We start from the raw sequence: 21,648 nt of genomic DNA, 5'->3' as shown, positions 1-21,648 counted from the left end.
TCGAGGAGCATTTCCATGGCCAACGTTCTGGTTGTTGATGATTCAAGCACCGTGCGCAACGAGGTGGGCAACTTTCTGGGAAGCAATGGCTTCCAGGTCGCGCTGGCCGTGGACGGCCATGACGGGCTGGCAAAGCTGCGTCAGGACAGCGGCATCAAGCTGGTCGTGTGCGATGTGAACATGCCCAACATGGATGGCCTGACCATGGTGGAGCGGGTGCGCAGCGAACTGGGCAATCACAAGGTCAACATCGTGATGTTGACGACGGAGAGTTCGCCGGCGATGAAGGAGCGGGGCAAGGCGGCGGGGGTGAAGGGGTGGATCGTGAAGCCGTTCAATGGGGCGGCGGTGTTGGGGTCGTTTCAGAAATTGGCTGCTTGAGGGGTTGTTGGCTTCATTGGCTTGACGGGCTTTTCTTGGGCGGTTGCTTCCCGGGGCCGGGCGCACATCCCGATCCCCGGAAAGCAACCGCCCAGCCACCGGCAGCACCCCCCGCCTCAAGTGCCAAGCCTCTCATCAAGGCCGGAAAAAGCCCCCGGGCCTCAAGGCATACCGGTCAAATAACCAACGCCCCTCAAGCCACCTTCTCCACATGCCCCTGCCGCGTGTAGAGAAAATCAATGACTGCCTTGCGGCACTGCAGGTACACCGGATCTTCTGCCAGTTGCACCCGGCTGCGTGGCCGCGGAATGTCAACCTGCAGCACCTCGCCGATGGTCGCCGCCGGCCCGTTGGTCATCATCACGATCTTGTCGGACAGCAGCACGGCCTCGTCCACGTCGTGCGTCACCATCACCACCGTGCTCTGTGTGCGCGCCACGATTTCCAGCAACTCGTCCTGCAGCTTGGCGCGGGTGAGGGCGTCCAGCGCGCCGAAGGGCTCGTCCATCAGCAGCACCTGGGGTTCCATCGACAGTGCCCGGGCGATGCCCACGCGCTGCTTCATGCCGCCGGAGATCTCCCCCGGGCGCTTCTGCGCGGCGTGCGTCAGGCCCACCAGCGCCAATGCGGCATTGGTGCGCTCGCGCAGCTGGGCCTTGCTTTCCGTGCGGCTGAAGACGCGCTCCACGGCCAGATAGACGTTGTCGAAACAGGTCAGCCACGGCAGCAGCGAATGGTTCTGGAACACCACGGCGCGTTCCGGGCCTGGGCCCTTGATCTCCTTGTTGGCGCAGAGCAGGGCGCCGGAGGTGGGCGTGGTCAGGCCGGCGATCAGGTTCAGCAGCGTGCTCTTGCCACAGCCCGAATGGCCGATGAGCGCGACGAACTCGCCCTTGGCGATCGTCAGGTCGATGCCGCGCAGCGCGGGGAACAAGCCCTTGGCGGTCTTGAAGGTCTGATCGACGCGCTGGACTTCGATGAACTTGGACGTAAGCGACGCATTCATGCTTTCACCTCTTCGAATGTGAAGGCCGTGGCCAGCTTGACCAGGGCGTATTCGAGCAGCAGCCCGACGATGCCGATGACGAAGATCGCGATCAGGATGTTCTTGACGTTGAGGTTGTTCCACTCGTCCCACACCCAGAAGCCGATGCCCACGCCGCCGGTCAGCATCTCGGCCGCGACGATCACCAGCCAGGCCGTGCCCACGGCCAGGCGCACGCCGGTCAGCATGTAGGGCAGCACGGAGGGGAAAAGGATGGTGGTGGCGATCTTCCATTCCGAGAGGTTGAGCACGCGGGCCACGTTCATGTAGTCCTGCGGCACGCGCTGCACTCCCACCGCGGTGTTGATGATCATGGGCCAGATGGAGCAGATGAAGATGGTCCAGATGGCGGCCGGGTTGGCGCCCTTGAACACCAGCAGGCCGATGGGCAGCCAGGCCAGCGGCGAGACCGGCCGCAGCAGGCTGATGAGCGGGTTGAACATGCGCGAGAGGAATGTGAAGCGCCCGATCACGAAGCCCGCCGGGATGCCCACCACAGCCGCCAGCCCGAAACCGATGGCCACGCGCTCCAGCGACGCCAGCACGTTCCAGCCCACACCCTGATCGTTGGGGCCGTTGCGGTAGAACGGGTCGCTGAAGATGGTCACGGCTTGCTGCCAGGTGTCGGCCGGACCGGGAATGCTCTGGCCGGTGGTGGCCGACACGAGGGCCCAGATGCCCAGCAGCAGGCCCAAACCGCAGGCGGGCGGCAGCACCGCCATCCAGAAGCTGCGCGAGAGCGCGGCCCAGTCGCGACGCTGCCGCGCTGCGTCGGCGGCGGCAGCCGCTGGTGCTTGCGCGGCCTGCGACTGTGCAGCGCCCGTAGATGGCGCGTTACCAGCTATGTTTTTGAAAGCTTCCGGCGACGCGGAATCCAGCGGTGAATGAAAGACGGCACTGACCATGGTGTGTTCTCCGGTGTGCGTGGGCGGGTGGAATGCAGGGAGCGCGTGAGGGGGGGCCGTCAGGCGTGGATCTTGAAGCCGTCGGCGTACTTCTTCGGGTCCTTGCCGTCCCAGACGACGCCGTCCACCAGCTTGGCGGTGCGCATCTCGCTCGCGGGCAGTGGCGTCTTGGCGGCGGCGGCGGCCTGCTTGTAGAGGTCGATGCGGTTCACGGACTTGGCCACGGCCAGGTAGTCGGGGTGGTCCTTCAGCAGGCCCCAGCGCTTGTGCTGCGTGAGGAACCACATGCCGTCCGAGAGATAGGGGAAGTTCACCGCGCCGCCGGCGTAGAACTTCATGTGGTCCGGGTCGTCCCAGGTCTTGCCCAGGCCGTCCTGGTAGCGGCCCAGAATGCGCTGGTTGATCGCATCCACGCCGGTGTTCACGTAAGCCTTGCCGGCGATGGTTTCGGCCATCTTGCTCTTGTTGGCCAGGCTCTCGTCGATCCAGCGGCTGGCTTCCAGGATGGCTGCCGTCACGGCGCGCGCGGTGTTGGGGTTGTTCTGCACGAACTCGGACGTGGTGCCCAGCACCTTCTCGGGGTGGTCCTTCCAGATCGCCTGCGTGGTGGTGGCGGTGATGCCGATGCCGTCCATGATCGCGCGGTGGTTCCAGGGCTCGCCCACGCAGAAGCCGTCCATGTTGCCCACGCGCATGTTGGCCACCATCTGCGGCGGCGGCACGGTGATGACCTTGGCGTCCTTCATCGGGTCGATGCCGTTGGCCGCCAGCCAGTAATAGAGCCACATGGCGTGCGTGCCGGTGGGGAAGGTCTGCGCGAAGGTGTATTCGCGCTTCTCTGCAGCCATCAGCTTGGCGAGCGTGGGGCCGTTCACGGCGCCCTTGTCCGCCAGCTTCTTGCTCAGGGAGATGGCCTGGCCGTTCTGGTTCAGCGTCATCAGCACGGCCATGTCCTTCTTGGGGCCGCCCACGCCCAGGTGAACGCCATAGACCAGGCCGTAGAGTACGTGGGCAAAGTCCAGCTCGCCGTTGACCAGCTTGTCGCGCACGCCGGCCCAGCTCGCTTCCTTGCTGGGGATGATCTTCACGCCGTATTTCTGGTCGATGCCCAGCACCGAGGCCATCACCACGCTGGCGCAATCGGTGAGCGGGATGAAGCCGATCTTCACTTCCTTTTTCTCGGGGGCATCGGAGCCTGCGGCATACACCAGGGAGCGCAGCGCCGGGCTGATGCCCACGGCGCCCACGGTGGCCGCCTGCAGCACGGTGCGGCGTTGCAGGCTGGTTTTAGAAACATCGGTCATGGCAGCGTCCTCGAAACGGTTGGAAAGAGACGGAACAAGACAAGGCAAGGCAACACGAAACGAAACAGCGCAGGCAAAGAAAAAGGCGTCCACACGTCGCAACTGCTCTCTGGCGTGAGCGCAACTGCGAGTGGGGACGCCTTTGTCCTGGGAGGCGGGGCAGGCCGCCCGTCATTGGGCTGCCTGCTTCGCGGAAATCATCGACCTGCGTTGGTCTGCACAGTGCTACGCAAGCGGTGTGCCAGCGCGTATCGTTGTGCGCCCGTGCTATGCAGTTGATAGCTGAATGTGGAGTTCTATCAAAGGCTGAATGGCAATAAGGCGGTGATCACGCCAGCGCCGCAAGCCGGATCCGGCAGGGCCGGAACGATGCCGACCCGCACTGCGGTTGTGCGCTGCACCAAAAAAGAAGCGGGGGACGTGCGGGAAGCCTTCAGCCCAGCAGATCGGCCACGTCCAGCATGCGCTGCGCGACTTCGGCGAGCTTGAGCCCCTTGTCCATGGCGGTCTTGCGCAGCTTGTCGTAGGCGGCCTGTTCGGTCAGGCCCTGGCGCTGCATCAGCAGACCCTTGGCGCGGTCGATGGTCTTGCGATCCTTGAGCTCGGAGCGCGCATCGGCCAGCTGCGAGCGCAGCGATTGTTCGTGCTGGAAGCGCGCCATCGCCACGTCCAGGATGGGGCGGATGCGCTGGGGCGCCAGGCCTGCGACGATATAGGCCGAAACACCCAGCGCGACCGCGTCCTTCACGTGGCTGGTGTCCTCGTCGTTGGTGAACATCACGATGGGGCGGCGCTCGTCGCGCGTGGCCATCACGACGTGTTCTAGCGCGTCGCGAGCCTCGCTTTCGGCGTCCACGATGATGAGGTCAGGTTGCAGCTGCGCGATGCGCTCGCGCAGGAACACGTCCGCCGGCAGCGTCGCCACCAGGTTGAAACGGTTCTCCAGCAGGCCGATACGCAGGGCGCGAGAGCGCTCTGCCTGCATCTGGGCATGCTCGTCATCTTCCCCCGTCTCCGACAGGTCGGGGGCCACCACCACGATGCGCAGGGACTCGTTCATGACCGGCATTGTGAGCAAGAAACACGCCAAATTGGTGCATCGTGATGGTGCGTATCCGGGGCCCGGATGCGGTGCGCCGCTCCGACAGCATTGCAAGCCCCGGCGCGCGTGCGACCATCGTCCAGCCCAGAGGGCCGGCCTAAAGCGGTTGGGGCCGAGGCAGCGTGTGTCCTGTGGCGGGCTTCTGCCCGGAGCGCGAGAAATCGCAATGCACTTCGCTGCTGCCTGTGCCTGCCCAACAATTCACTTCGATCGGTTGGGTGATGCCTTGCATTGATTGAAGCGTTGGTTTTCCCGGCTGACCTGATGGGCGAGGGCGGCCGTCTAAACTCCAGCCCATGAGTCAGCTGATCCTTGGAATCGAATCCTCCTGCGACGAAACCGGCGTGGCGCTGGTGCGGCTGCCCGACGGCGCGGGCGTGCCCACGCTGGAGGCCCATGCGCTGCACAGCCAGATCGACATGCACCAGGCCTACGGCGGCGTGGTGCCGGAACTGGCCAGCCGCGACCACATCCGGCGCGTGCTGCCGCTCACGCAGAGCGTGCTGGAGCAGGCGGGCCGGCAGCTGGCCGAGGTGGACGTGGTGGCCTACACGCGCGGCCCGGGCCTGGCCGGCGCGCTGCTGGTGGGTGCGGGCGTGGCCTGTGCGCTGGGCGCGGCGCTGGGCAAGCCAGTGCTGGGCGTGCATCACCTCGAAGGGCATCTGCTCTCGCCTTTCCTGAGCGCCGATCCGCCGGAATTTCCGTTTGTCGCGCTGCTGGTCTCGGGCGGGCACACGCAGCTGATGCGGGTGGACGGCGTGGGCCGCTACGAACTGCTGGGCGAAACCATCGACGACGCGGCGGGCGAGGCCTTCGACAAGTCCGCCAAGCTGCTGGGCCTGGGATACCCGGGCGGCCCCGCCCTCTCGCGGCTGGCGCAGCAGGGCGATGGCGATGCCTTCAAGCTGCCGCGCCCGCTCCTGCACAGCGGCAACCTCGATTTCTCCTTCGCCGGGCTGAAGACCGCCGTGCTCACCCAGGCCAAGAAGCTGGGCGACGATCTGGACGCGCGCCGTGCCGACCTGGCCGCGAGCACCGAGGCCGCCATCGTGGACGTGCTGGTCCGAAAGACCCTGAGCGCCCTGAAGGGCACCGGCCTGCGCCGCGTGGTGGTGGCGGGGGGCGTGGGCGCCAACCGCCTGCTGCGCGAACAGCTCAACGCCGCCTGCGCGCGCCTGAAGGTGCGTGTGCATTACCCGGAGCTGCACCTGTGCACCGACAACGGCGCCATGATCGCCATGGCCGCCGCCATGCGCCTGCAGGCCGGCCAGCAGGCACCCAGCCGCGACTACGCCTTCGACGTCAAGCCGCGCTGGCCGCTGGATTCGCTGCAGGCGGATGCGCCCGCCGTGGCGGCCTGAATCTGCGGTCGATACGGTCCTAGCGCAGGCTAAGTCTGCGCATCGCGCTATCTATTGAATAGCAAGCGGCGCTCAGTGCGCCCGGTACTTCAGTACATGAGGCGTTCAGGCCGCACTTCCTGCAGGATGGTGGTGGCGATCTCTTCGATGCTCTTGGTGGTGGTGGACAGCCACCGGATTCCCGATCGCCGCATCATGCTTTCTGCCTCCGAGACCTCGTAGCGGCAGTTGCGCAGATCGGCGTATTTGGAGCCGGGCCGCCGTTCGTTGCGGATCTGCGAGAGCCGCTCGGGCTGGATGGTCAGCCCGAAGATCTTCTTGCGGTGCGGCTCCAGCGCGGGCGGCAGCTGGCGGCGCTCGAAGTCCTCCGGAATCAGCGGGTAGTTGGCCACCTTCAGGCCGCACTGCATGGCCAGGTACAGGCTGGTGGGCGTCTTGCCCGAGCGCGAGACGCCGATCAGGATCACGTCGGCGCCGGCCAGGTCGCGGTGGCTCTGGCCGTCGTCGTGGTCCAGGCTGAAGTTGATGGCGTCGATGCGCTGCGTGTATTCCTTGCTCAGGCTTACGTCCGAGAAGCGCCCCACGCGGTGGTGCGACTTGATGCCCAGCTCGGTCTCCAGCGGGCGGATGAAGGTGCCGAACATGTCCAGCAGCATGCCCCGGCAGCCCTGCTCGATGATGTGCAGCACGCTCATGTTCACCAGCGTGGTGAAGACAATGGGCTTCCTGCCCTCCAGCTCCGCCGTGTGGTTGATCTGCCGCACCACCTGGTGGGCCTTGTCTTCCGTGTCAATGAAGGGCAGGCGCACGTGGCGGGGCTTCATGTCGAACTGGGCGAGGATGGCGTTGCCGAAAGTTTCGGCGGTGATGCCGGTGCCGTCGGAGATGAAGAAAACGGTGCGGGTGTGCATGGAGCGGATGGTTTCGGGAAGGGCAAGGGACAGGAGGGAGGGGTGTGCGGCCGCGGAGCTGGAGCGCATGCCCCTCGGCCAGCCTACAATCGCGCCCATTATTCCCAATTCATCACCATGCAACGCGGCTGCCCACTACCAGAACAGCAAAGCCAGCTGCCTTGCATGGGCGCGCGCCCACCTCGTTCGCTGCAAGTGGGCGCAGGCGCAGACCCGGTTTCAACTTCTGGAGCTTTCCCATGTCTGCACTGTTCGAATCGACCGCCCTGGTCGTTCCGTTTGAAAACCTGAGAATGAGCGACGTCGAGTCGGTGGGGGGCAAGAACGCCTCCCTCGGCGAGATGATCTCTCAGCTGCCCCAGGGCGTGCGAGTGCCCACCGGCTTCGCCACCACGGCGCATGCCTTCCGTGAGTTCCTCAAGCACGAAGGGCTGGCCGACCGCATCAGCCAGCGACTGGCTTCGCTCGACACCGAAGACGTGCGCGCGCTCGCCGCCGCCGGCGCCGAGATCCGCGGCTGGCTCGAAGCCCAACCCTTCCCGGCCGATCTCGAAAAGGCCGTGCGGGACGCATTCGCCACCCTGTCCGAAGGCAATGCCGAAGCCAGCTTCGCCGTGCGCTCGTCCGCCACGGCGGAAGACCTGCCCGACGCCTCGTTCGCCGGCCAGCAGGAAACTTTCCTGAACGTCGTCGGCATCGAGGACGTGCTGCACAAGATGAAGGAGGTCTTCGCCTCGCTCTACAACGACCGCGCCATCAGCTACCGCGTCCACAAGGGCTTCGCGCATGACGTCGTGGCCCTGTCGGCCGGCGTGCAGCGCATGGTCCGCTCCGACAAGGGCGCGGCCGGCGTGATGTTCACGCTCGACACCGAATCCGGTTTCGAAGACGTCGTCTTCATCACCTCCAGCTACGGCCTGGGCGAGACGGTGGTGCAAGGCGCCGTGAATCCCGACGAGTTCTACGTCCACAAGCCCATGCTGGCGGCCGGCAACAAGGCCGTGATCCGCCGCAACCTGGGCTCCAAGCTGATCCAGATGGTGTTCGCCTCGCCCGAGGAAAAGAAGGCATCCGGCAAGCTGGTGCAGACCACCGACGTGCCCGCCGAGCTGCGCAACCGCTATTCGCTGACCGACGCCGAAGTGCAGCAGCTGGCCGAATACGCCATCGTGATCGAAAAGCACTACGGCCGCCCGATGGACATCGAATGGGGCAAGGACGGCACCGACGGCAAGCTTTACATCCTGCAGGCGCGCCCCGAGACGGTGAAGAGCCAGTCCAAGGGCCAGGCCGAGCAGCGCTTCAAGCTCAAGGGCACGGGCACCGTGCTGGCCGAAGGCCGCGCCATCGGCCAGAAGATCGGCACCGGCCCCGTGCGCCTGGTGAGCGACATCGCCGAGATGGACAAGGTGCAGCCCGGCGACGTGCTGGTCACCGACATGACCGACCCCAACTGGGAGCCGGTGATGAAGCGCGCCAGCGCCATCGTCACCAACCGGGGCGGGCGTACCTGCCACGCGGCCATCATCGCGCGTGAACTCGGCATCCCGGCCGTGGTGGGCTGCGGCGACGCCACCAGCCTGCTCAAGGACGGCACCCTGGTCACCGTGAGCTGCGCCGAGGGCGACACCGGCAAGATCTACGACGGCCTGCTGGAAACCGAAGTCACCGAGGTGCAGCGCGGCGAGATGCCCGCCATCAAGACCAAGATCATGATGAACGTGGGCAATCCCCAGCTGGCCTTCGACTTCTGCCAGCTGCCCAACGAAGGCGTGGGCCTGGCCCGGCTGGAGTTCATCATCAACAACAACATCGGCGTCCACCCCAAGGCCATCCTGGACTACCCGGCTGTCGATGCCGACCTGAAGAAGGCCGTCGAATCCGTGGCCCGCGGCCACGCCTCGCCCCGTGCGTTCTACGTGGACAAGGTCGCCGAAGGCGTGGCGACCATCGCCGCCGCCTTCTGGCCCAAGCCGGTCATCGTGCGCCTGTCGGACTTCAAGTCGAACGAGTACCGCAAGCTCATCGGCGGCAGCCGCTACGAGCCCGAGGAAGAGAACCCGATGCTGGGCTTCCGCGGCGCAGCGCGCTACATCAGCGAAGACTTCGGCGAAGCCTTCGCCATGGAATGCGACGCGCTCAAGCGCGTGCGCGGCGAGATGGGTCTGACCAACGTGCAGGTCATGGTGCCCTTCGTGCGGACCCTGAAGCAAGCGGACCGCGTGACCAAGCTGCTGGCCGACCATGGCTTGAAGCGCGGCGAGAACGGCCTGAAGGTCATCATGATGTGCGAGGTGCCCAGCAACGCCGTGCTGGCCGACGAGTTCCTGCAGTACTTCGACGGTTTCTCGATCGGCTCGAACGACCTGACCCAGCTGACCCTGGGCCTGGACCGCGATTCCGGCCTCGAACTGCTCGCGGCCGATTTCGACGAGCGTGACCCCGCCGTGCAGGCGCTGCTCAAGCGTGCCATCGGCGCGTGCCTGGCACAGGGCAAGTACGTGGGTATCTGCGGCCAGGGCCCCAGCGACCACCCCGACTTCGCCCAGTGGCTGGCCAATGAGGGCATCTCCTCGATCTCGCTCAACCCCGACAGCGTGATCGCCACCTGGCAGCAGCTGGCGCGCTGACGCCCGCGCCGGCCCGGGCCACCCACCGACCGTCGCCATGCCGCACCCGGCACCGGACGAAGCGTTCCGCGAGGGCGCTCCGTTCGCGCCGGATCTGCATGACGCGCGGCACCTGTGGCTCAAGGCCGGGCTGCTGCTGGCCTGGGTGCTAGTCTCTTTCGTCGCCTGCTATTTCGCACGCGATCTGCAGGTGATGGTGGCCGGCTGGCCCCTGGGCTACTGGATCGCGGCGCAGGGGGCGATCCTCGCCTTCCTCGCCATCACCATCTTCTACTGCCGGGCCATGGACCGCTTCGAGCGCCACGATGCGGGTGCCTCAGAGGCAAAGTCCGACGCTTCCGTCCCCCCTGATCATCCGGCCCCAGCGCCGCGCCCGCCCCATGGCTGAGCGGCAGGGTGGTGTCGAAGGTCCCGGCGCGGGCGGCTCCGCCGCCACCACCACGGCCCTTCACCGCATCGTGTGGATGTACGTGGTGGGCGTGCTGCTCTTCGTGGGTGTCATGGCCTGGGCCGAGCAGCAAGGCCTGTCGCGTCAATGGATCGGGCCCATCTTCCTCTTCCTCACGGTGATGGCCTATGCCGTCATCGGGGTCTGTGGCCGCACGACCGACCCGGACGATTACTACGTCGCCGGCCGGCGTGTGCCCGCCGTCTACAACGGCATGGCCGCCGCTGCCGACTGGATGAGCGCAGCCTCGTTCATCAGCCTGGCCGGCGCGCTGTACCTGCAAGGCTTCGCCGGCCTGCCGCGCCAGGCGGGCGGTCTGGCCTACCTGTTGGGCTGGACGGGGGGCTTCTGCCTCGTCGCCATGCTGATCGCACCGCACCTGCGCGCCATGCGGCTCTACACCGTGCCCGACTTCTTTCAGGTGCGCTTCGGCGGACGCTGGCCGCGCGTGATCGCCGCGCTGGCGGCGGCGGCCTGCTCGTTCACCTACGTGGTGGCGCAGATCTACGGCGTAGGGCTGATCGCCTCGCGCCTGACGGGCGTGCAGTTCGAGATCGGCATCATGCTGGGCCTGGGCGGCGTGCTGCTGTGCTCCTTCCTGGGCGGCATGCGCGCCATCACCTGGACGCAGGTGGCGCAGTACGTGGTCATGCTGCTGGCCTTTCTCATCCCCGTGTCGTGGCTGGCCTACAAGCAGCTGGGCAACCCGGTGGCGCCCCTCGTTTACGGCGCTCAGATCAGCAAGATCGCCGAGCTGGAATCGCGCCTGCTGGCTTCGCCCGCCGAGCACGAGGTGGTGCTCGCCTACCAGCGCCGCGCCGAGGAGTTGCAGGCGCGGCTGGCCGACGTGCCCGCCGCCATGGAACATGAGCGCCAGGCCCTCGGCGAGCGCATGCGTGCGCTGCGCGCGCAGAACGCCGACGTGGGGCTGATCGTGGCCGCCAGCCGCGAACTGGCCGCGCTGCCGCACGACGAGGCCGTGGCCCGCGAGCGCTGGACGCGCGAGATGCGCGAGAACCTGGAGCGTGCCCGCCCGCTGGGCGGCCTGCCACGCCACAGCCAGGCCTACGGCGGCGACCCGGACGGCACTCCGCAGGAGCGCGCCGAATACGAGAACATGCGCCGCAACTTCCTGGCGCTGATGTTCTGCCTCATGGTGGGCACGGCTGGCCTGCCGCACCTGCTCACGCGCTACTACACCACGCCGGGCGTGTCGTCGGCGCGGGCCTCGGTGGCGTGGACCATCTTCTTCATCGCGCTGCTCTACCTGAGCGCGCCGGCGCTGGCTGTGCTGGTCAAGTTCGAGGTGATGAACAACCTGGTGGGCAGCCATTTCGACGCGCTGCCGCACTGGATGGCGCAGTGGGCGCGTGTCGATGGCGCGCTCCTGTCGGTGGAGGACGTGAACGGCGACGGCATCCTGCAGTTCGGCGAGATCCGCATGGGCACCGACCTGATCATGCTCGCCACGCCCGAAATCGGCGGGCTGCCCTATGCCGTCTCGGGCCTGGTCGCTGCCGGCGGGCTGGCAGCGGCGCTTTCCACGGCCGACGGGCTGCTGCTCACCATCAGCAATGCGCTGGTGCGCGATCTGTACTTCCGTGAAACCCGGCGCAAGGCCTCGCCCGAACAGCGCGTGATCCTCACCAAGTTCACGCTGCTTATCGTGGCGCTGGCGGCGGCCTTCGTCGCGGCCATGAAGCCGTCGGACATCCTGCCCATGGTCACGGCCTCATTCTCGCTGGCGGCATCGGCCTTCGTGCCGGTGATGGTGCTGGGCATCTTCTGGCGCGGCACCAGCCGCCAGGGGGCGGTGGCCGGCATGCTGGCCGGGCTGGGGGTGACGGTGTATTACCTGCTCTCGCACGTGGGCAGCGTGCGCGCGGTGGTGCCGGCTCCGCTGCTGGCCGATGGGTTCTGGTTCGGCATCCAGCCCATCTCGGCGGGGGTGTTCGGTGTGCCGGTGGGGCTGCTAACCGCGTGGGCCGTGAGCCTGCTCACGCGCGGCGGTCGTCAGGCCGCGGTTTCTGGATAAACCCCGATTCACGGGTGGGGGCGCCGGTGGCACGCTCGTCGCCAGAACTCGATCCCGCTCACTTCGCCCCTTACGCCCACCCCACGCCGCAGCGCGGCCAGGTTTTCCTCGAAAGTCGCCATGATCTTCTCGAAGACGCAGGCTGGCCTGCAGGCGTTGAAAGACCGCCACGGCCTGCTCACCCCGCGCCAGCGCTCGGCCTTCATCCTCTTTGACGGCCAGCGCACGCTGGGCCAGGTGCTGGAGGCCACTTCCAGCCTGGGCATCACCATGACGGACGTGCAGGCCATGCTCGACTGGGGCCTGTTGGAGGCGGGCGGGGCGGCCGTGCCCTCCGTGCCGTCATCGCCACCCGCATTGACACTGTCACCGCAACCGGCGCCACCGCTCCCGCCGAGTGGCAGCGGGCGGCCGGACATAGAACGCTATCAGGCGGCCTACCGGGTGGCCACGGAGCTCACTGGGGGATTGGGGTTGCGGGGCCTGCGGCTCAACCTGGCCGTGGAACGCGTGCGCTGCTTCGAAGAGCTCGCCGCGCTGGCACCGCGCATCCGGGAGGCTGTGGGCGAGGTGGCCTACGCCCGGCTGCATGCGGAGCTGTTCGGCTGATTGCCGCCCCCGGCGCGCGACGCAAGGGCAGCGCTGGCATGACGCTTGCGGGCGGGTTGAGAGGCTATGGCGCCTGCAGCGGCCCGTGCGCCAGCCCTCGAAATGAACTGTTTTTTGCCAGCGAACCACCATGCATCACGCCCCCCTGGAAACCGTCCGTACCTATCTGAAATGCCTGCACGCGAGCGATACCGCCGGCCTGGTGGCCGCGTTCGAGCCGGACGGCATGGTGCATTCTCCCTTCCTGGGAACGATGCGCGCGGATGCGTTCTTCCAGCGGCTGGCGCAGGCCTCCAGCCGCAGCGTCATCACGGTGCTGGACCTGTTCGCCTCGGTGCAGCCCGCCGACCCGCAGGGCGTGCGTGTGGCGGCTTATTTCCGCTACAACTGGACGCTGGCCGATGGCAGCGTGGTGGATTTCACCTGCGTAGACGTCTTTACGTTCCGCCCGGGCAGCGCCCGCATCCAGGACATGCGCATCGTGTACGACACGCACCCGCTGCGCGAGCAGGTCGGCGACAAGTACGCCGTGGTGCCTAAGGCCTGAGCCGCAATCATCCGGGCAAAAGAAAAGCGGCCCGCAGGCCGCTTGGAGGGTGCAATCGTTCAGCGCGGCGCGCAAGCGCTGCCGCCGTGGTCGATCAGCGGCCGACGGCCAGCAGTTCCACGTCGAACTTCAGCGTGGCGTTCGGTGGGATCACGCCGCCCGCGCCGCGTGCGCCGTAGCCCAGGGCTGCGGGGATGATCAGCGTGCGCTGGCCGCCCACCTTCATGCCCTGAACGCCTTCGTCCCAGCCCTTGATGACCATGCCGGCGCCCAGGCCGAACTGGAAGGGGGCGTTGCGGTCGCGGCTGGAGTCGAACTTGGCGCCTTGCTCGCCGTTGTTGTAGAGCCAGCCCGTGTAGTGGACGCTGACGTGCTGGCCGCGCGTGGCCTCGGCACCTTCGCCGACAACGGTGTCTTCGTATTGCAGGCCGGATGCGGTGGTGGTCAATGCCATGGTGTTCCTCGGTATGCTAATTTGCTATGAAAAGATGAGCTGCATGCGCAGTTATTGCCTGGGCTGCATCCCGAAAAGCCTGTCAGCGCGGAGCCAGGGCGCGCGCTGGGGGCGATTACTTACTTCTTCACGCGGGCGGCGGCCCAGCGGGTGGCGAAGGCCTGCACGTCCGACAGGCGCTTGAGCAGGTCCACGCCCGAGGGCGTGACGGTGTAGCCGTCGCTGCCATGGTCCAGAAGGCCGCACTCGCGCAGTTCCTTGATCCGGGTGTTCAGCGTGTTGGGGGTGATGCCGCCCACGCTGTCCTGCAGCAGGCGGAAGGTCTGCGGGTGGCCGTCGCGCAGGGCCCACAGCACGCGCAAGGCATAGCGGCATTCCAGCTTCTCGAACAACTGGTTAATGGCGGCGTTTTCTTTGGAGCTCATGGATGCTTCTCCTTGCTCAGGTATCAGGGGGTTTGGCCGTCGCGCCGGGCTGGTGGCGACTTCCGCGAGATCGCTATCAATATAGCGGCGAAATGAATTTGCTACAAGTTTAATAGCTCAGTAGTGAAGTGCTATCTGCGCTAGACCGTGAAAACCTCATCGTGATGATGTGTTGCAGACATGCCACGGGGCCGCGGCGCTTCCTAGAATCCCGGCATCCACAGGCTCCTGCCGCCCGCCCACGCCATGCACCACAGCACCCCAGCGGCCGATGCCGCAGCCCCGCAATCCGCCCCGCCCGCCCGGGCCGCGCTGCCGCTCGCCGGCCTGCGCGTGGTGGAGTTCTCTCACATGGTCATGGGTCCGACCTGCGGCATGGTGCTGGCCGACCTGGGCGCCGAGGTCATCAAGGTCGAGCCCGTGGAGGGCGACCGCACGCGCCACCTGCTGGGCGCGGGCGCCGGCTTCTTCGCCATGTTCAACCGCAACAAGAAGAGCATCGCGCTGGACCTGCGCAGCCCGGGCGGGCTGGAGGTCGCCATTCGCCTCGCCTCGTCAGCCGACGTGGTGGCGCAGAACTTCAAGCCCGGGGTGATGGCCCGCTACGGGCTGGACTACACCGCGCTTTCGCGCCTGAACGAGCGGCTGGTCTATGTGAACCATGCGGGCTTTCTGCCCGGCCCCTACGAGCACCGCACGGCGCTGGACGAAGTGGTGCAGATGATGGGCGGCCTGGCCTACATGACCGGCCGCCCCGGCGACCCGCTGCGCGCCGGCAGCAGCGTGAACGACATCATGGGCGGCATGTTCGGCGCCATCGGGGCCATGGCCGCGCTGATGCAGCGCGCCACCACCGGGCGCGGGCAGGAGGTGGATGCCGCCCTGTTCGAGAACAACGTCTTCCTGGTCGGCCAGCACATGATGCAGTACGCCGTCACTGGCCAGCCGGCCGCGCCCATGCCCGAACGCATCTCGTCCTGGGCGGTGTACGACGTGTTCAGCGTGCAGGGCGGCGAACAGATCTTCCTGGCCGCCGTGAGCGATGCGCAGTGGCGCACCTTCTGCGACGCGCTGGGCTATGCCGACCTGCGCGCCGACCCGCAGCTCGCCACCAACAACGACCGGGTGCGGGCCCGCGCCACGCTGCTGCCCGAGCTGCGCCGCCGCCTGGCCGCGCACCCCGCCGCCGAGCTGGCCGCGATCTTCGAGCGCCACGGCCTGCCGTTCGCGCCCATCGCCCGGCCCGAACAGCTCTTCGACGACCCGCACCTGAACGCCACCGGCGGCCTGGCCGAAGTCACCCTGCCCGACGGCGAACGCGCCGGCCACACCGCCCGCGTCGCCCTCATGCCGCTGCGCATGGACGGCCAGCGCCTGGGCGTGCGCAGCAGCCCGCCGCAGCGCGGCGAGCACACGGCTGCGCTGCTGCAGGAGCTGGGCTACCCGCCCGAGGCGATCGCCGCGTTGCAGGCCGCGGGCGAAGTGGCCTAGGCGACGCGCGCTGCGCGCTGCGTCACTCCGACGCCGCCTCGTTATCGGCAGGCAGATGACGGAGCTTGCGTTCCGCCCGATCGCTACCATGTGCGCAAGAGTGGGCGCCCTGCGGCGCCTCTCAACCCGTGGGAGCCTGAACCGATGGATTTCAAGGACTACTACCAGACCCTGGGCGTGGAGCGCGGCGCCGACGCCGCCGCCGTCAAGAAGGCCTACCGGCGCCTGGCGCGCAAGTACCACCCCGACGTGAGCAAGGAGCCCGACGCCGCCGCCCGCATGAGCGAGCTGAACGAGGCCTACGCGGTGCTCTCCGACCCCGAAAAGCGCGCCGCCTACGACATGCTGGGGCAGCAGCGCCCCCCGGGCTCAGGCCATGGCGAGGGCGGTGAACACGGCTTTCAGCCGCCGCCCGGCTGGGCCAGCGGCTTCGAATTTTCCGGCAGCCCCGGCGGCATGGAAGGCGAGGGCGCCGACTACAGCGATTTCTTCGAATCCCTCTTTGGCCATGCCGCTGCGGCGCAGGGCCGGGGCGGCCGCGCGCGCCAGGCCGCACGCGGGCGCGACCACCATGCCCGCATCGACATTGATTTGGCCGACGCCTATGCCGGCGCCACGCGCGCCATGCACCTGCGCAGCGCCCAGCTGGACGGCGAAGGCCGCGTGCAGCCCACCGAGCGCACGCTGGAGGTGCGCATTCCCCAGGGCGTGAAGGAGGGCCAGCTGATCCGACTGGCCGGCTACGGCGCGCCGGGCGGCGAGGGCATGTCCGCGGGCGACCTCTACCTCGAAGTGCATTTCAACCCCGATGCGCGCTGGCAGGTCGAAGGCCGCGACGTGACGCAGACCCTGCGCGTGGCCCCGTGGGAGGCCGCGCTCGGCGGCGACGTGGACGTGACCACGCCCGCGGGCGGCACGCTGCAGGTCACCGTGCCGGCCGGCTCGCGCCCGGGCCGCAAGCTGCGCCTGAAGGGCCGGGGCATTCCCGGCAACCCCGCGGGCGACATGTATCTGGTGCTCGACATCGTCTGGCCGCCGGCCGACACGCCGCGCGCCCGCGAACTCTATGCCGCCATGGCGCGCGACCTGGCCTTCGATCCGCGTGCCGACGCCAACCCCACACCTCGGAGCTGATGCCATGAGCCGTGAAACCTCTTCCTCCGTCACCGGGGTGCTGCTGGACGACGACACCCTGGGCCTGCACGACTTCGCCCACACCTGCGCGGTGGAGCCGCACTGGGTGATCGAGCGCGTGGAGTCCGGCCTGCTCGAGTTGTCCGCGCAGGGCGACGGCGTGGACCGCGTGCAGTGGCGCTTCGCCAGCACCCACGTGGTGCGCGCCCGGCGCATGGCCTTCGTCGAGCGCACGATGGACGCCAACCCCGAGCTCGCCGCGCTGGTCGCCGATCTCGAAGAAGAGATCGCGCGGCTGCGGCGGCGGCTGGGGGATTGTTCTACGCCACCCGGTCGCGGGCGTGGCTGACGGCAGTGCGCAGCGCCATCCGGTAGCTGTCCACGCCGAACCCCGCGATCTGTCCCTGCACGATCTCGGCGAACACGGAGTGGTGCCGGAACGGCTCGCGCGCGTGAATGTTGGACATGTGCAGCTCGACGATGGGGCAGGTCAGGATGGCGAGCGCGTCGCGGATGCCGTAGCTGTAATGCGTCCAGGCCCCGGCGTTCAGCATCACGCCATCGAGTCCGTCGAAGTAGGCCTGGTGGATGCGCTCGCACATCGCGCCTTCGTAGTTGGTCTGGAAGCTTTCCACCTCCACGCCCAATTCGCCCGCCAGATCCCGCAACTGGCCGTCGATCTGCTCCAGCGTGATCGTGCCGTACTGCTTCGGGTCGCGCTTGCCGAACATGTTGTGGTTGATGCCGTGCAGCATGAGGAATTTCATGGCTCTGTCTCCCTGAGAGGCCCCGTGCTCAGCGCAGCGGCACGGTCAGCTTGGCGATGACGGCGGTTGTGTCGGGCCGCACGCCGCGCCACCAGTCGAAGGCCTCGGCCGCCTGTTCCACCAGCATGCCCACGCCGTCCGCCAGCCGCTGCACGCCGGCTTGCTGCGCCAGGCGCAGGAAGGGCGTCAGGCCCTTGCCGTAGGCCAGCTCGTAGGCCAGGCCTTCCGGCGCGAACACCGTGGCCGGCACGGGCGGCTGTTCGCCGCGCAGGCTGGCCGAGGTGGCGTTGAAGACGATGTCGAAGCGCTCGCCCTGCAGATCGTCATAGCCGCAGCCGCGCAGCGCCCCGTGGGCCTGCAGCTCGTGCGCCAGCGCCTGGGCCTTCTCGACCGTGCGGTTGGCGATGACCAGCTCGGCAGGCGCCTGCTCCAGGAAGGGCAGCAGCGCGCCGCGCGTGGCGCCGCCCGCGCCCAGAATGAGCACGCGCTGGCCGCGCAGGGCGAAGCCCAGGTTGTCCACCACGTCGCGCGTCAGGCCCACGCCGTCGAAGTTCTCGGCCAGCACGCGCTCGCCCTCGAACTTCAGCGCGTTGACGGCCCCCGCCAGGCTGGCGCGCGCCGAGCGCTCGGTGGCCCAGGCGAAGGCGTCCAGCTTGAAGGGGGCGGTGACGTTCATGCCGCGGCCGCCTGCGGCGCGGAAGGCCGCCGCATCTTCGACGAAGCCGCCCACACGGCCTTCGATGGCGGTGTAGACGATGTCCTGGCCGGTCGCCTCGGCGAACATGCCGTGGATCAGCGGCGACTTGGTATGGCCGATGGGGTTGCCGATGACGGCGTATGTGTCGCTCATTGCTTCATCTCCTGTGTGTAGAGCACGCCGTCGGCCTGCATCTGGGCGATTTCCTCGGTGCTGTAGCCCAGCGCCGCGGCGATCTCCGCGTTGTGCTGGCCCAGGTCCGGCGCGACCTGGCGGATGGTGGTGTCGCACCCCGAGAACCTGAAGGGCAGGTTGGGCAGGCGGATCTTGCCGAGCACGGGATGGTCCTGCTCCACCACCATGCCGCGCGCCTGCATCTGCGGGTCGGCCAGCACCTCGTCGATCCGCTGCACCTTGGCGCAGGGCACATCGATGCCGTCCAGCAGCGCCAGCACCTCGGCCACCTGCCGCGCCGCGACCCAGGGTTGGACCACGGCCAGGATCTCCAGACGATGGGTGTTGCGGCCGGTGGACGTGTGAAAGCGCGCATCCGCGCCGAAACCGGCGGGTCCGCCATGCGCTTCGACCATCGCCGCGAAGCGCTTCCAGGCGTCGTCCACCTGCGCGGCGATCACCAGGTCGCCATCGCCCGCGCGGAACACCCCGTAGAGCGTGGAGGTGGGCATGTCGTGCCCCGTCTGCTCGGGCAGCACCCTGCCGCCCGACAGGGTGTAGCACTGCACGGCGTACTCGTGCATGGACACCAGCGTGTCGTAGAGCGCCATGTCGATGTGCTGGCCCCGGCCGCTCTTCACACGGCCCAGCAGGGCGGCGTTGATGGCCGCCACCGCATGGATGCCGGTGTACATGTCGCCCAGCGAGATGCGCAGCAGCGGCGGCGCCTCGCCCGGCGTGCCCACCATTTGCATGATGCCGCTCTTGGCCTCCGCGATCAGGCCGAAGCCTGCGCGGTGCGCGTCGGGGCCCGTGTGGCCGTAGGCGGAGATGGAGCAGTACACCAGGCCGGGGTTGCGCTGGCTCAGCTCGGCATAGCCCAGGCCCAATTTATCCAGCGCACCAGGGCGGTAGTTCTCGATGAAGACGTCGGCGCTGTCCACGAGCTTGTGCATCAGCGCCTTGCCGCGCGGGTCCTTGGTGTTGACCGACAGTCCCTGCTTGCCCATGTTGAGCTGCAGGAAGTAGCCCGAATACGCGTCGTCCTCGCCCACGAACCAGGCGTGGTGGCGGCCCGCGTCGCCGGTGACCGGGCGCTCGACCTTGATGACCTCGGCGCCCAGGCCCGCCAGGCAACGGCCCACGTAGGGGCCGGCCAGGAAGTGCGAATAGTCGATGACGCGGATGCCTGCCAGCGGCAGCGGCTGGGCGTTGTTCGGTGCTCCGGTTACGGTGCTCATGCGGGCCTCCGCGGAATCATCAGGCGGTGTTCGCCCTTCTGCACGACCTCGCCGTGCTGGTTGACCAGTTCGGAGGGCAGGATGACGATGCCCCAGCCCGGCCGGCTCTTCGATGCGCGCAGCCCGGTGACCGTGAAGCGCACATGCAGCCGGTCGTTGATCTTGATGGGCAGCAGGAAGTCCCAGGTCCAGCCCAGCGACATGCCGGGCAGGAAGCGGTATTCGCTGCGCGTCTTCAGGCCGTCGGCGATCGAGAGACCGAACAAGCCGTGCGCCACACGGGTGCCGAACGGCGTGGTCTTGGCGTAGTCCTCGTCGATGTGGACCGGCGTGTAGTCGCCGGTCAGCTCGGCATAGGCATTGATGCGGGCCTCGGTCACTTGGTACTCGGGGCTGGTGCAGGTGTCGCCCTCGCGGGCGTCGTCCCAGTACTTCTCGGGCGTGTCGAAGTGCAGGGGAGGCGGGGTCAGTTGCATGTTGTCGTGTCTCCGGTTGTCGTTGTCTGTCAGCCGCGCGGCTTCACGGCCAGGGCCTGCGCCACGCTGCCGGGGGCGGCCTGGATCAGTTCGATGGCCAGGCCGTCGGGCAGCTGAAGCCAGTTGCGGCCCTGTGGCAGTGCCTTCACGCCCCAGGGCGCGGCGGCGGCCAGGGCGGCCTCCAGGTCGTCCACCATCACGCCCAGGTGGGCCAGCCAGCCGGCGTCGTTGCTGGGCGGCGCCTGGAAATCGGGCGTCGCCATCAGCTGCAGGCCGCCCAGCGTCCAGTACTGGCGCGGGTCGTCGGTGGGGCCGTCGATCTCGCGCACGTCCATGCCCAGCACCTCGTAGAAGAAGCGGATGTGCCAGTGGATGTCGCGCACGCGGATGGCGACGTGCTCGACGTAGGCCCGGGTGGGCGGGGTGAAGGGAGTGGTGGTCATGTTGGGTGTCTCCTGGTCGGTGATTTGCGCGCGCTCAGCGGGCCTGGCGCGCGATCTCGATGCCCTTGACGCACGCCACCAGCGTGGCATTGACGGGGGTGGGCACGCCGCAGCGCTGGCCCCAGCGCACGACGGCGCCGTTGATGAAGTCGATCTCGGTGATGGAGCCCTTTTCCAGGCTCTGCAGCATCGAGGTCTTGAAGTCCTCGGGCAGGCCGGCGGTGGCCTTGGCCCAGGCGGCTTTCGGGTCGGTGTAGGAAAGCGGCACGCCGCTGGCGCGGGCCACGTCCATCGCCTCCTGCACAGCGGCCACGGCGGCGGTCTCGATCTCGGCAATGGCGTACAGCGGACCGTAGGGCAGGCCCGTGATGCTGCTGACGGCGCCCGTGGCCACGTTGATCAGCAGCTTGTCCCAGATCGTGCCCATGATGTTCGTGCTGACCGTGGTGCGCAGGCCGGCCGCCTCGAAGGTGGCGGCGATGTGGCGGATGCGCGCGCTGTCGCCTCCGTCCAGCTCGCCGATCAGCGTCTCCTTGCCCTCGGTGCCGCTGATGATGTGGCCGGGCGCCAGCATCACGCCGCCCACATAGGTCTTGCCGGCGACCACGCGCTCACGGCCTACCGCGTCGGCCAGGATGTCCTCGTGCCCCAGCCCGTTCTGCAGCGACAGCACGACCGTATCGGGGCCGATCAGCGGCGTCGCCGCGCGGATCGCCTCCTGCGTGTGGAACGACTTGACGAGCACGATGACCAGTTCGGCCGGTGCGAGCGCCGCGCAGTCCCGCTCGGCGCGCACCGCGACGCAGCGCTCGCTGGCCGGCCCCCGCATGCGCAGCCCGTGGGCGCGGATCGCGTCCACATGGGCCGGGTTGCGGTTGATGAGCACCACGTCGTTGCCGGCCTCTGCCAGCGCCCCCCCGATAGCGCAACCCAATGCGCCGGCGCCCAGCACTGCGATCTTCATCAAATGCATCTCCTGTGAATGGGCACCATTCTTGGTGTTGCATTTCATGTGGTAAATCGCATGGGTCACATAAACTCCATGTCGATTCAACATGATGCTGCCGG

At 67.8% G+C, this 21,648-nt stretch carries 23 protein-coding genes; 10 read left to right on the top strand and 13 right to left on the bottom strand.

The features are described 5' to 3' along the window. Positions 1-15 precede the first annotated feature (15 nt). Positions 16-381 (top strand): response regulator, encoded by a 366-nt coding sequence (locus AC3A84_RS13335; RefSeq protein ID WP_343589749.1) that lies wholly within the window; start codon positions 16-18, stop codon positions 379-381. Between the two features lie 193 nt (positions 382-574). On the opposite strand, the gene AC3A84_RS13330 is transcribed toward AC3A84_RS13335, so the two are convergent. The 4 genes from AC3A84_RS13330 to AC3A84_RS13315 form a co-directional block, all read right to left on the bottom strand. Continuing rightward, positions 575-1,387 (bottom strand): ABC transporter ATP-binding protein, encoded by an 813-nt coding sequence (locus tag AC3A84_RS13330; RefSeq protein ID WP_487970219.1) that lies wholly within the window; start codon positions 1,385-1,387, stop codon positions 575-577. Then, the gene (gene ntrB / locus AC3A84_RS13325; RefSeq protein WP_487970217.1) at positions 1,384-2,331 is read right to left on the bottom strand and encodes a nitrate ABC transporter permease; all 948 of its coding nucleotides are present in this window, start codon (positions 2,329-2,331) and stop codon (positions 1,384-1,386) included. Before ntrB ends, AC3A84_RS13330 begins: the two co-directional genes overlap by 4 nt. A gap of 59 nt (positions 2,332-2,390) precedes the next feature. Then, a complete protein-coding gene (locus tag AC3A84_RS13320; protein WP_487970216.1) occupies positions 2,391-3,635 on the bottom strand; it encodes a CmpA/NrtA family ABC transporter substrate-binding protein in 1,245 nt (414 codons plus the stop codon). A gap of 433 nt (positions 3,636-4,068) precedes the next feature. After that, positions 4,069-4,695 (bottom strand): ANTAR domain-containing response regulator, encoded by a 627-nt coding sequence (locus AC3A84_RS13315; protein WP_092939837.1) that lies wholly within the window; start codon positions 4,693-4,695, stop codon positions 4,069-4,071. A 338-nt stretch (positions 4,696-5,033) separates the two neighbouring features. Here AC3A84_RS13315 and tsaD point away from each other — a divergent pair, with 338 nt between their 5' ends. Then, positions 5,034-6,098, top strand: a complete 1,065-nt coding sequence (tsaD, locus tag AC3A84_RS13310; protein WP_487970214.1) for a tRNA (adenosine(37)-N6)-threonylcarbamoyltransferase complex transferase subunit TsaD — start codon at positions 5,034-5,036, stop codon at positions 6,096-6,098. A gap of 89 nt (positions 6,099-6,187) precedes the next feature. Here tsaD and ppsR read toward each other — a convergent pair whose 3' ends face one another. Then, positions 6,188-7,009: a posphoenolpyruvate synthetase regulatory kinase/phosphorylase PpsR gene (gene ppsR / locus AC3A84_RS13305; protein WP_487970212.1), complete on the bottom strand. Its 822-nt coding sequence runs from the start codon at positions 7,007-7,009 to the stop codon at positions 6,188-6,190. A gap of 239 nt (positions 7,010-7,248) precedes the next feature. Here ppsR and ppsA point away from each other — a divergent pair, with 239 nt between their 5' ends. The 5 genes from ppsA (at position 7,249) to AC3A84_RS13280 (ending at position 13,278) form a co-directional block, all read left to right on the top strand. Beyond that, a complete protein-coding gene (gene ppsA / locus AC3A84_RS13300; protein ID WP_487970210.1) occupies positions 7,249-9,639 on the top strand; it encodes a phosphoenolpyruvate synthase in 2,391 nt (796 codons plus the stop codon). A 37-nt stretch (positions 9,640-9,676) separates the two neighbouring features. Continuing rightward, positions 9,677-10,027 carry a DUF4212 domain-containing protein gene (locus AC3A84_RS13295; protein WP_487970208.1) on the top strand — a complete coding sequence of 117 codons (351 nt, stop codon included), beginning with the start codon at positions 9,677-9,679 and terminating at the stop codon, positions 10,025-10,027. Then, positions 10,020-12,122 carry a VC_2705 family sodium/solute symporter gene (locus tag AC3A84_RS13290; protein WP_487970207.1) on the top strand — a complete coding sequence of 701 codons (2,103 nt, stop codon included), beginning with the start codon at positions 10,020-10,022 and terminating at the stop codon, positions 12,120-12,122. Before AC3A84_RS13295 ends, AC3A84_RS13290 begins: the two co-directional genes overlap by 8 nt. Before the next feature lie 120 nt (positions 12,123-12,242). After that, complete coding sequence (locus AC3A84_RS13285) at positions 12,243-12,731, top strand: hypothetical protein (RefSeq protein WP_487970206.1); 489 nt, start codon at positions 12,243-12,245, stop codon at positions 12,729-12,731. 130 nt (positions 12,732-12,861) lie between these two features. After that, positions 12,862-13,278: a nuclear transport factor 2 family protein gene (locus AC3A84_RS13280; RefSeq protein ID WP_487970204.1), complete on the top strand. Its 417-nt coding sequence runs from the start codon at positions 12,862-12,864 to the stop codon at positions 13,276-13,278. A 94-nt stretch (positions 13,279-13,372) separates the two neighbouring features. On the opposite strand, the gene AC3A84_RS13275 is transcribed toward AC3A84_RS13280, so the two are convergent. Together AC3A84_RS13275 and AC3A84_RS13270 are read right to left on the bottom strand one after the other, a co-directional pair. Continuing rightward, positions 13,373-13,732, bottom strand: a complete 360-nt coding sequence (locus AC3A84_RS13275; RefSeq protein WP_487970202.1) for an FKBP-type peptidyl-prolyl cis-trans isomerase — start codon at positions 13,730-13,732, stop codon at positions 13,373-13,375. A gap of 119 nt (positions 13,733-13,851) precedes the next feature. Continuing rightward, on the bottom strand, positions 13,852-14,157 hold the full coding sequence (locus AC3A84_RS13270; RefSeq protein WP_092939804.1) for a winged helix-turn-helix transcriptional regulator: 306 nt from the start codon (positions 14,155-14,157) through the stop codon (positions 13,852-13,854). 246 nt (positions 14,158-14,403) lie between these two features. Here AC3A84_RS13270 and AC3A84_RS13265 point away from each other — a divergent pair, with 246 nt between their 5' ends. The 3 genes from AC3A84_RS13265 to AC3A84_RS13255 all read left to right on the top strand — a co-directional run bounded on the left by AC3A84_RS13265 (position 14,404) and on the right by AC3A84_RS13255 (position 17,131). Next, a complete protein-coding gene (locus AC3A84_RS13265) occupies positions 14,404-15,648 on the top strand; it encodes a CaiB/BaiF CoA transferase family protein (protein WP_487970200.1) in 1,245 nt (414 codons plus the stop codon). Between the two features lie 144 nt (positions 15,649-15,792). Beyond that, the gene (locus tag AC3A84_RS13260) at positions 15,793-16,782 is read left to right on the top strand and encodes a DnaJ C-terminal domain-containing protein (RefSeq protein ID WP_487970198.1); all 990 of its coding nucleotides are present in this window, start codon (positions 15,793-15,795) and stop codon (positions 16,780-16,782) included. Positions 16,783-16,786: 4 nt separating this feature from the next. Beyond that, positions 16,787-17,131: a chaperone modulator CbpM gene (locus tag AC3A84_RS13255; protein WP_487970197.1), complete on the top strand. Its 345-nt coding sequence runs from the start codon at positions 16,787-16,789 to the stop codon at positions 17,129-17,131. Here the strand turns inward: AC3A84_RS13255 and aroQ are convergent. The 6 genes from aroQ to AC3A84_RS13225 are packed head-to-tail and all read right to left on the bottom strand — an operon-like array spanning position 17,103 to position 21,544. Continuing rightward, the gene (gene aroQ, locus AC3A84_RS13250; RefSeq protein ID WP_487970195.1) at positions 17,103-17,549 is read right to left on the bottom strand and encodes a type II 3-dehydroquinate dehydratase; all 447 of its coding nucleotides are present in this window, start codon (positions 17,547-17,549) and stop codon (positions 17,103-17,105) included. The genes AC3A84_RS13255 and aroQ overlap by 29 nt on opposite strands. 28 nt (positions 17,550-17,577) lie before the next feature. Continuing rightward, positions 17,578-18,399, bottom strand: coding sequence for a shikimate dehydrogenase (aroE, locus tag AC3A84_RS13245; RefSeq protein WP_487970193.1), 822 nt, complete (start codon positions 18,397-18,399; stop codon positions 17,578-17,580). Beyond that, complete coding sequence (locus AC3A84_RS13240; protein ID WP_487970192.1) at positions 18,396-19,661, bottom strand: CaiB/BaiF CoA transferase family protein; 1,266 nt, start codon at positions 19,659-19,661, stop codon at positions 18,396-18,398. The genes aroE and AC3A84_RS13240 overlap by 4 nt, the downstream gene beginning before the upstream one ends. Continuing rightward, positions 19,658-20,137 carry a MaoC family dehydratase gene (locus tag AC3A84_RS13235; protein ID WP_487970191.1) on the bottom strand — a complete coding sequence of 160 codons (480 nt, stop codon included), beginning with the start codon at positions 20,135-20,137 and terminating at the stop codon, positions 19,658-19,660. The genes AC3A84_RS13240 and AC3A84_RS13235 overlap by 4 nt, the downstream gene beginning before the upstream one ends. Positions 20,138-20,166: 29 nt before the next feature. After that, entirely contained in the window at positions 20,167-20,580 is a 414-nt protein-coding gene (locus AC3A84_RS13230; RefSeq protein ID WP_487970189.1) for a VOC family protein, read from the bottom strand. 34 nt (positions 20,581-20,614) lie between these two features. Next, positions 20,615-21,544, bottom strand: coding sequence for a ketopantoate reductase family protein (locus AC3A84_RS13225; protein WP_487970187.1), 930 nt, complete (start codon positions 21,542-21,544; stop codon positions 20,615-20,617). Positions 21,545-21,648: the final 104 nt, after the last annotated feature.

Source organism: Paracidovorax sp., assembly GCF_057642795.1.
This window is presented reverse-complemented; position numbering and strand designations above follow the sequence as displayed.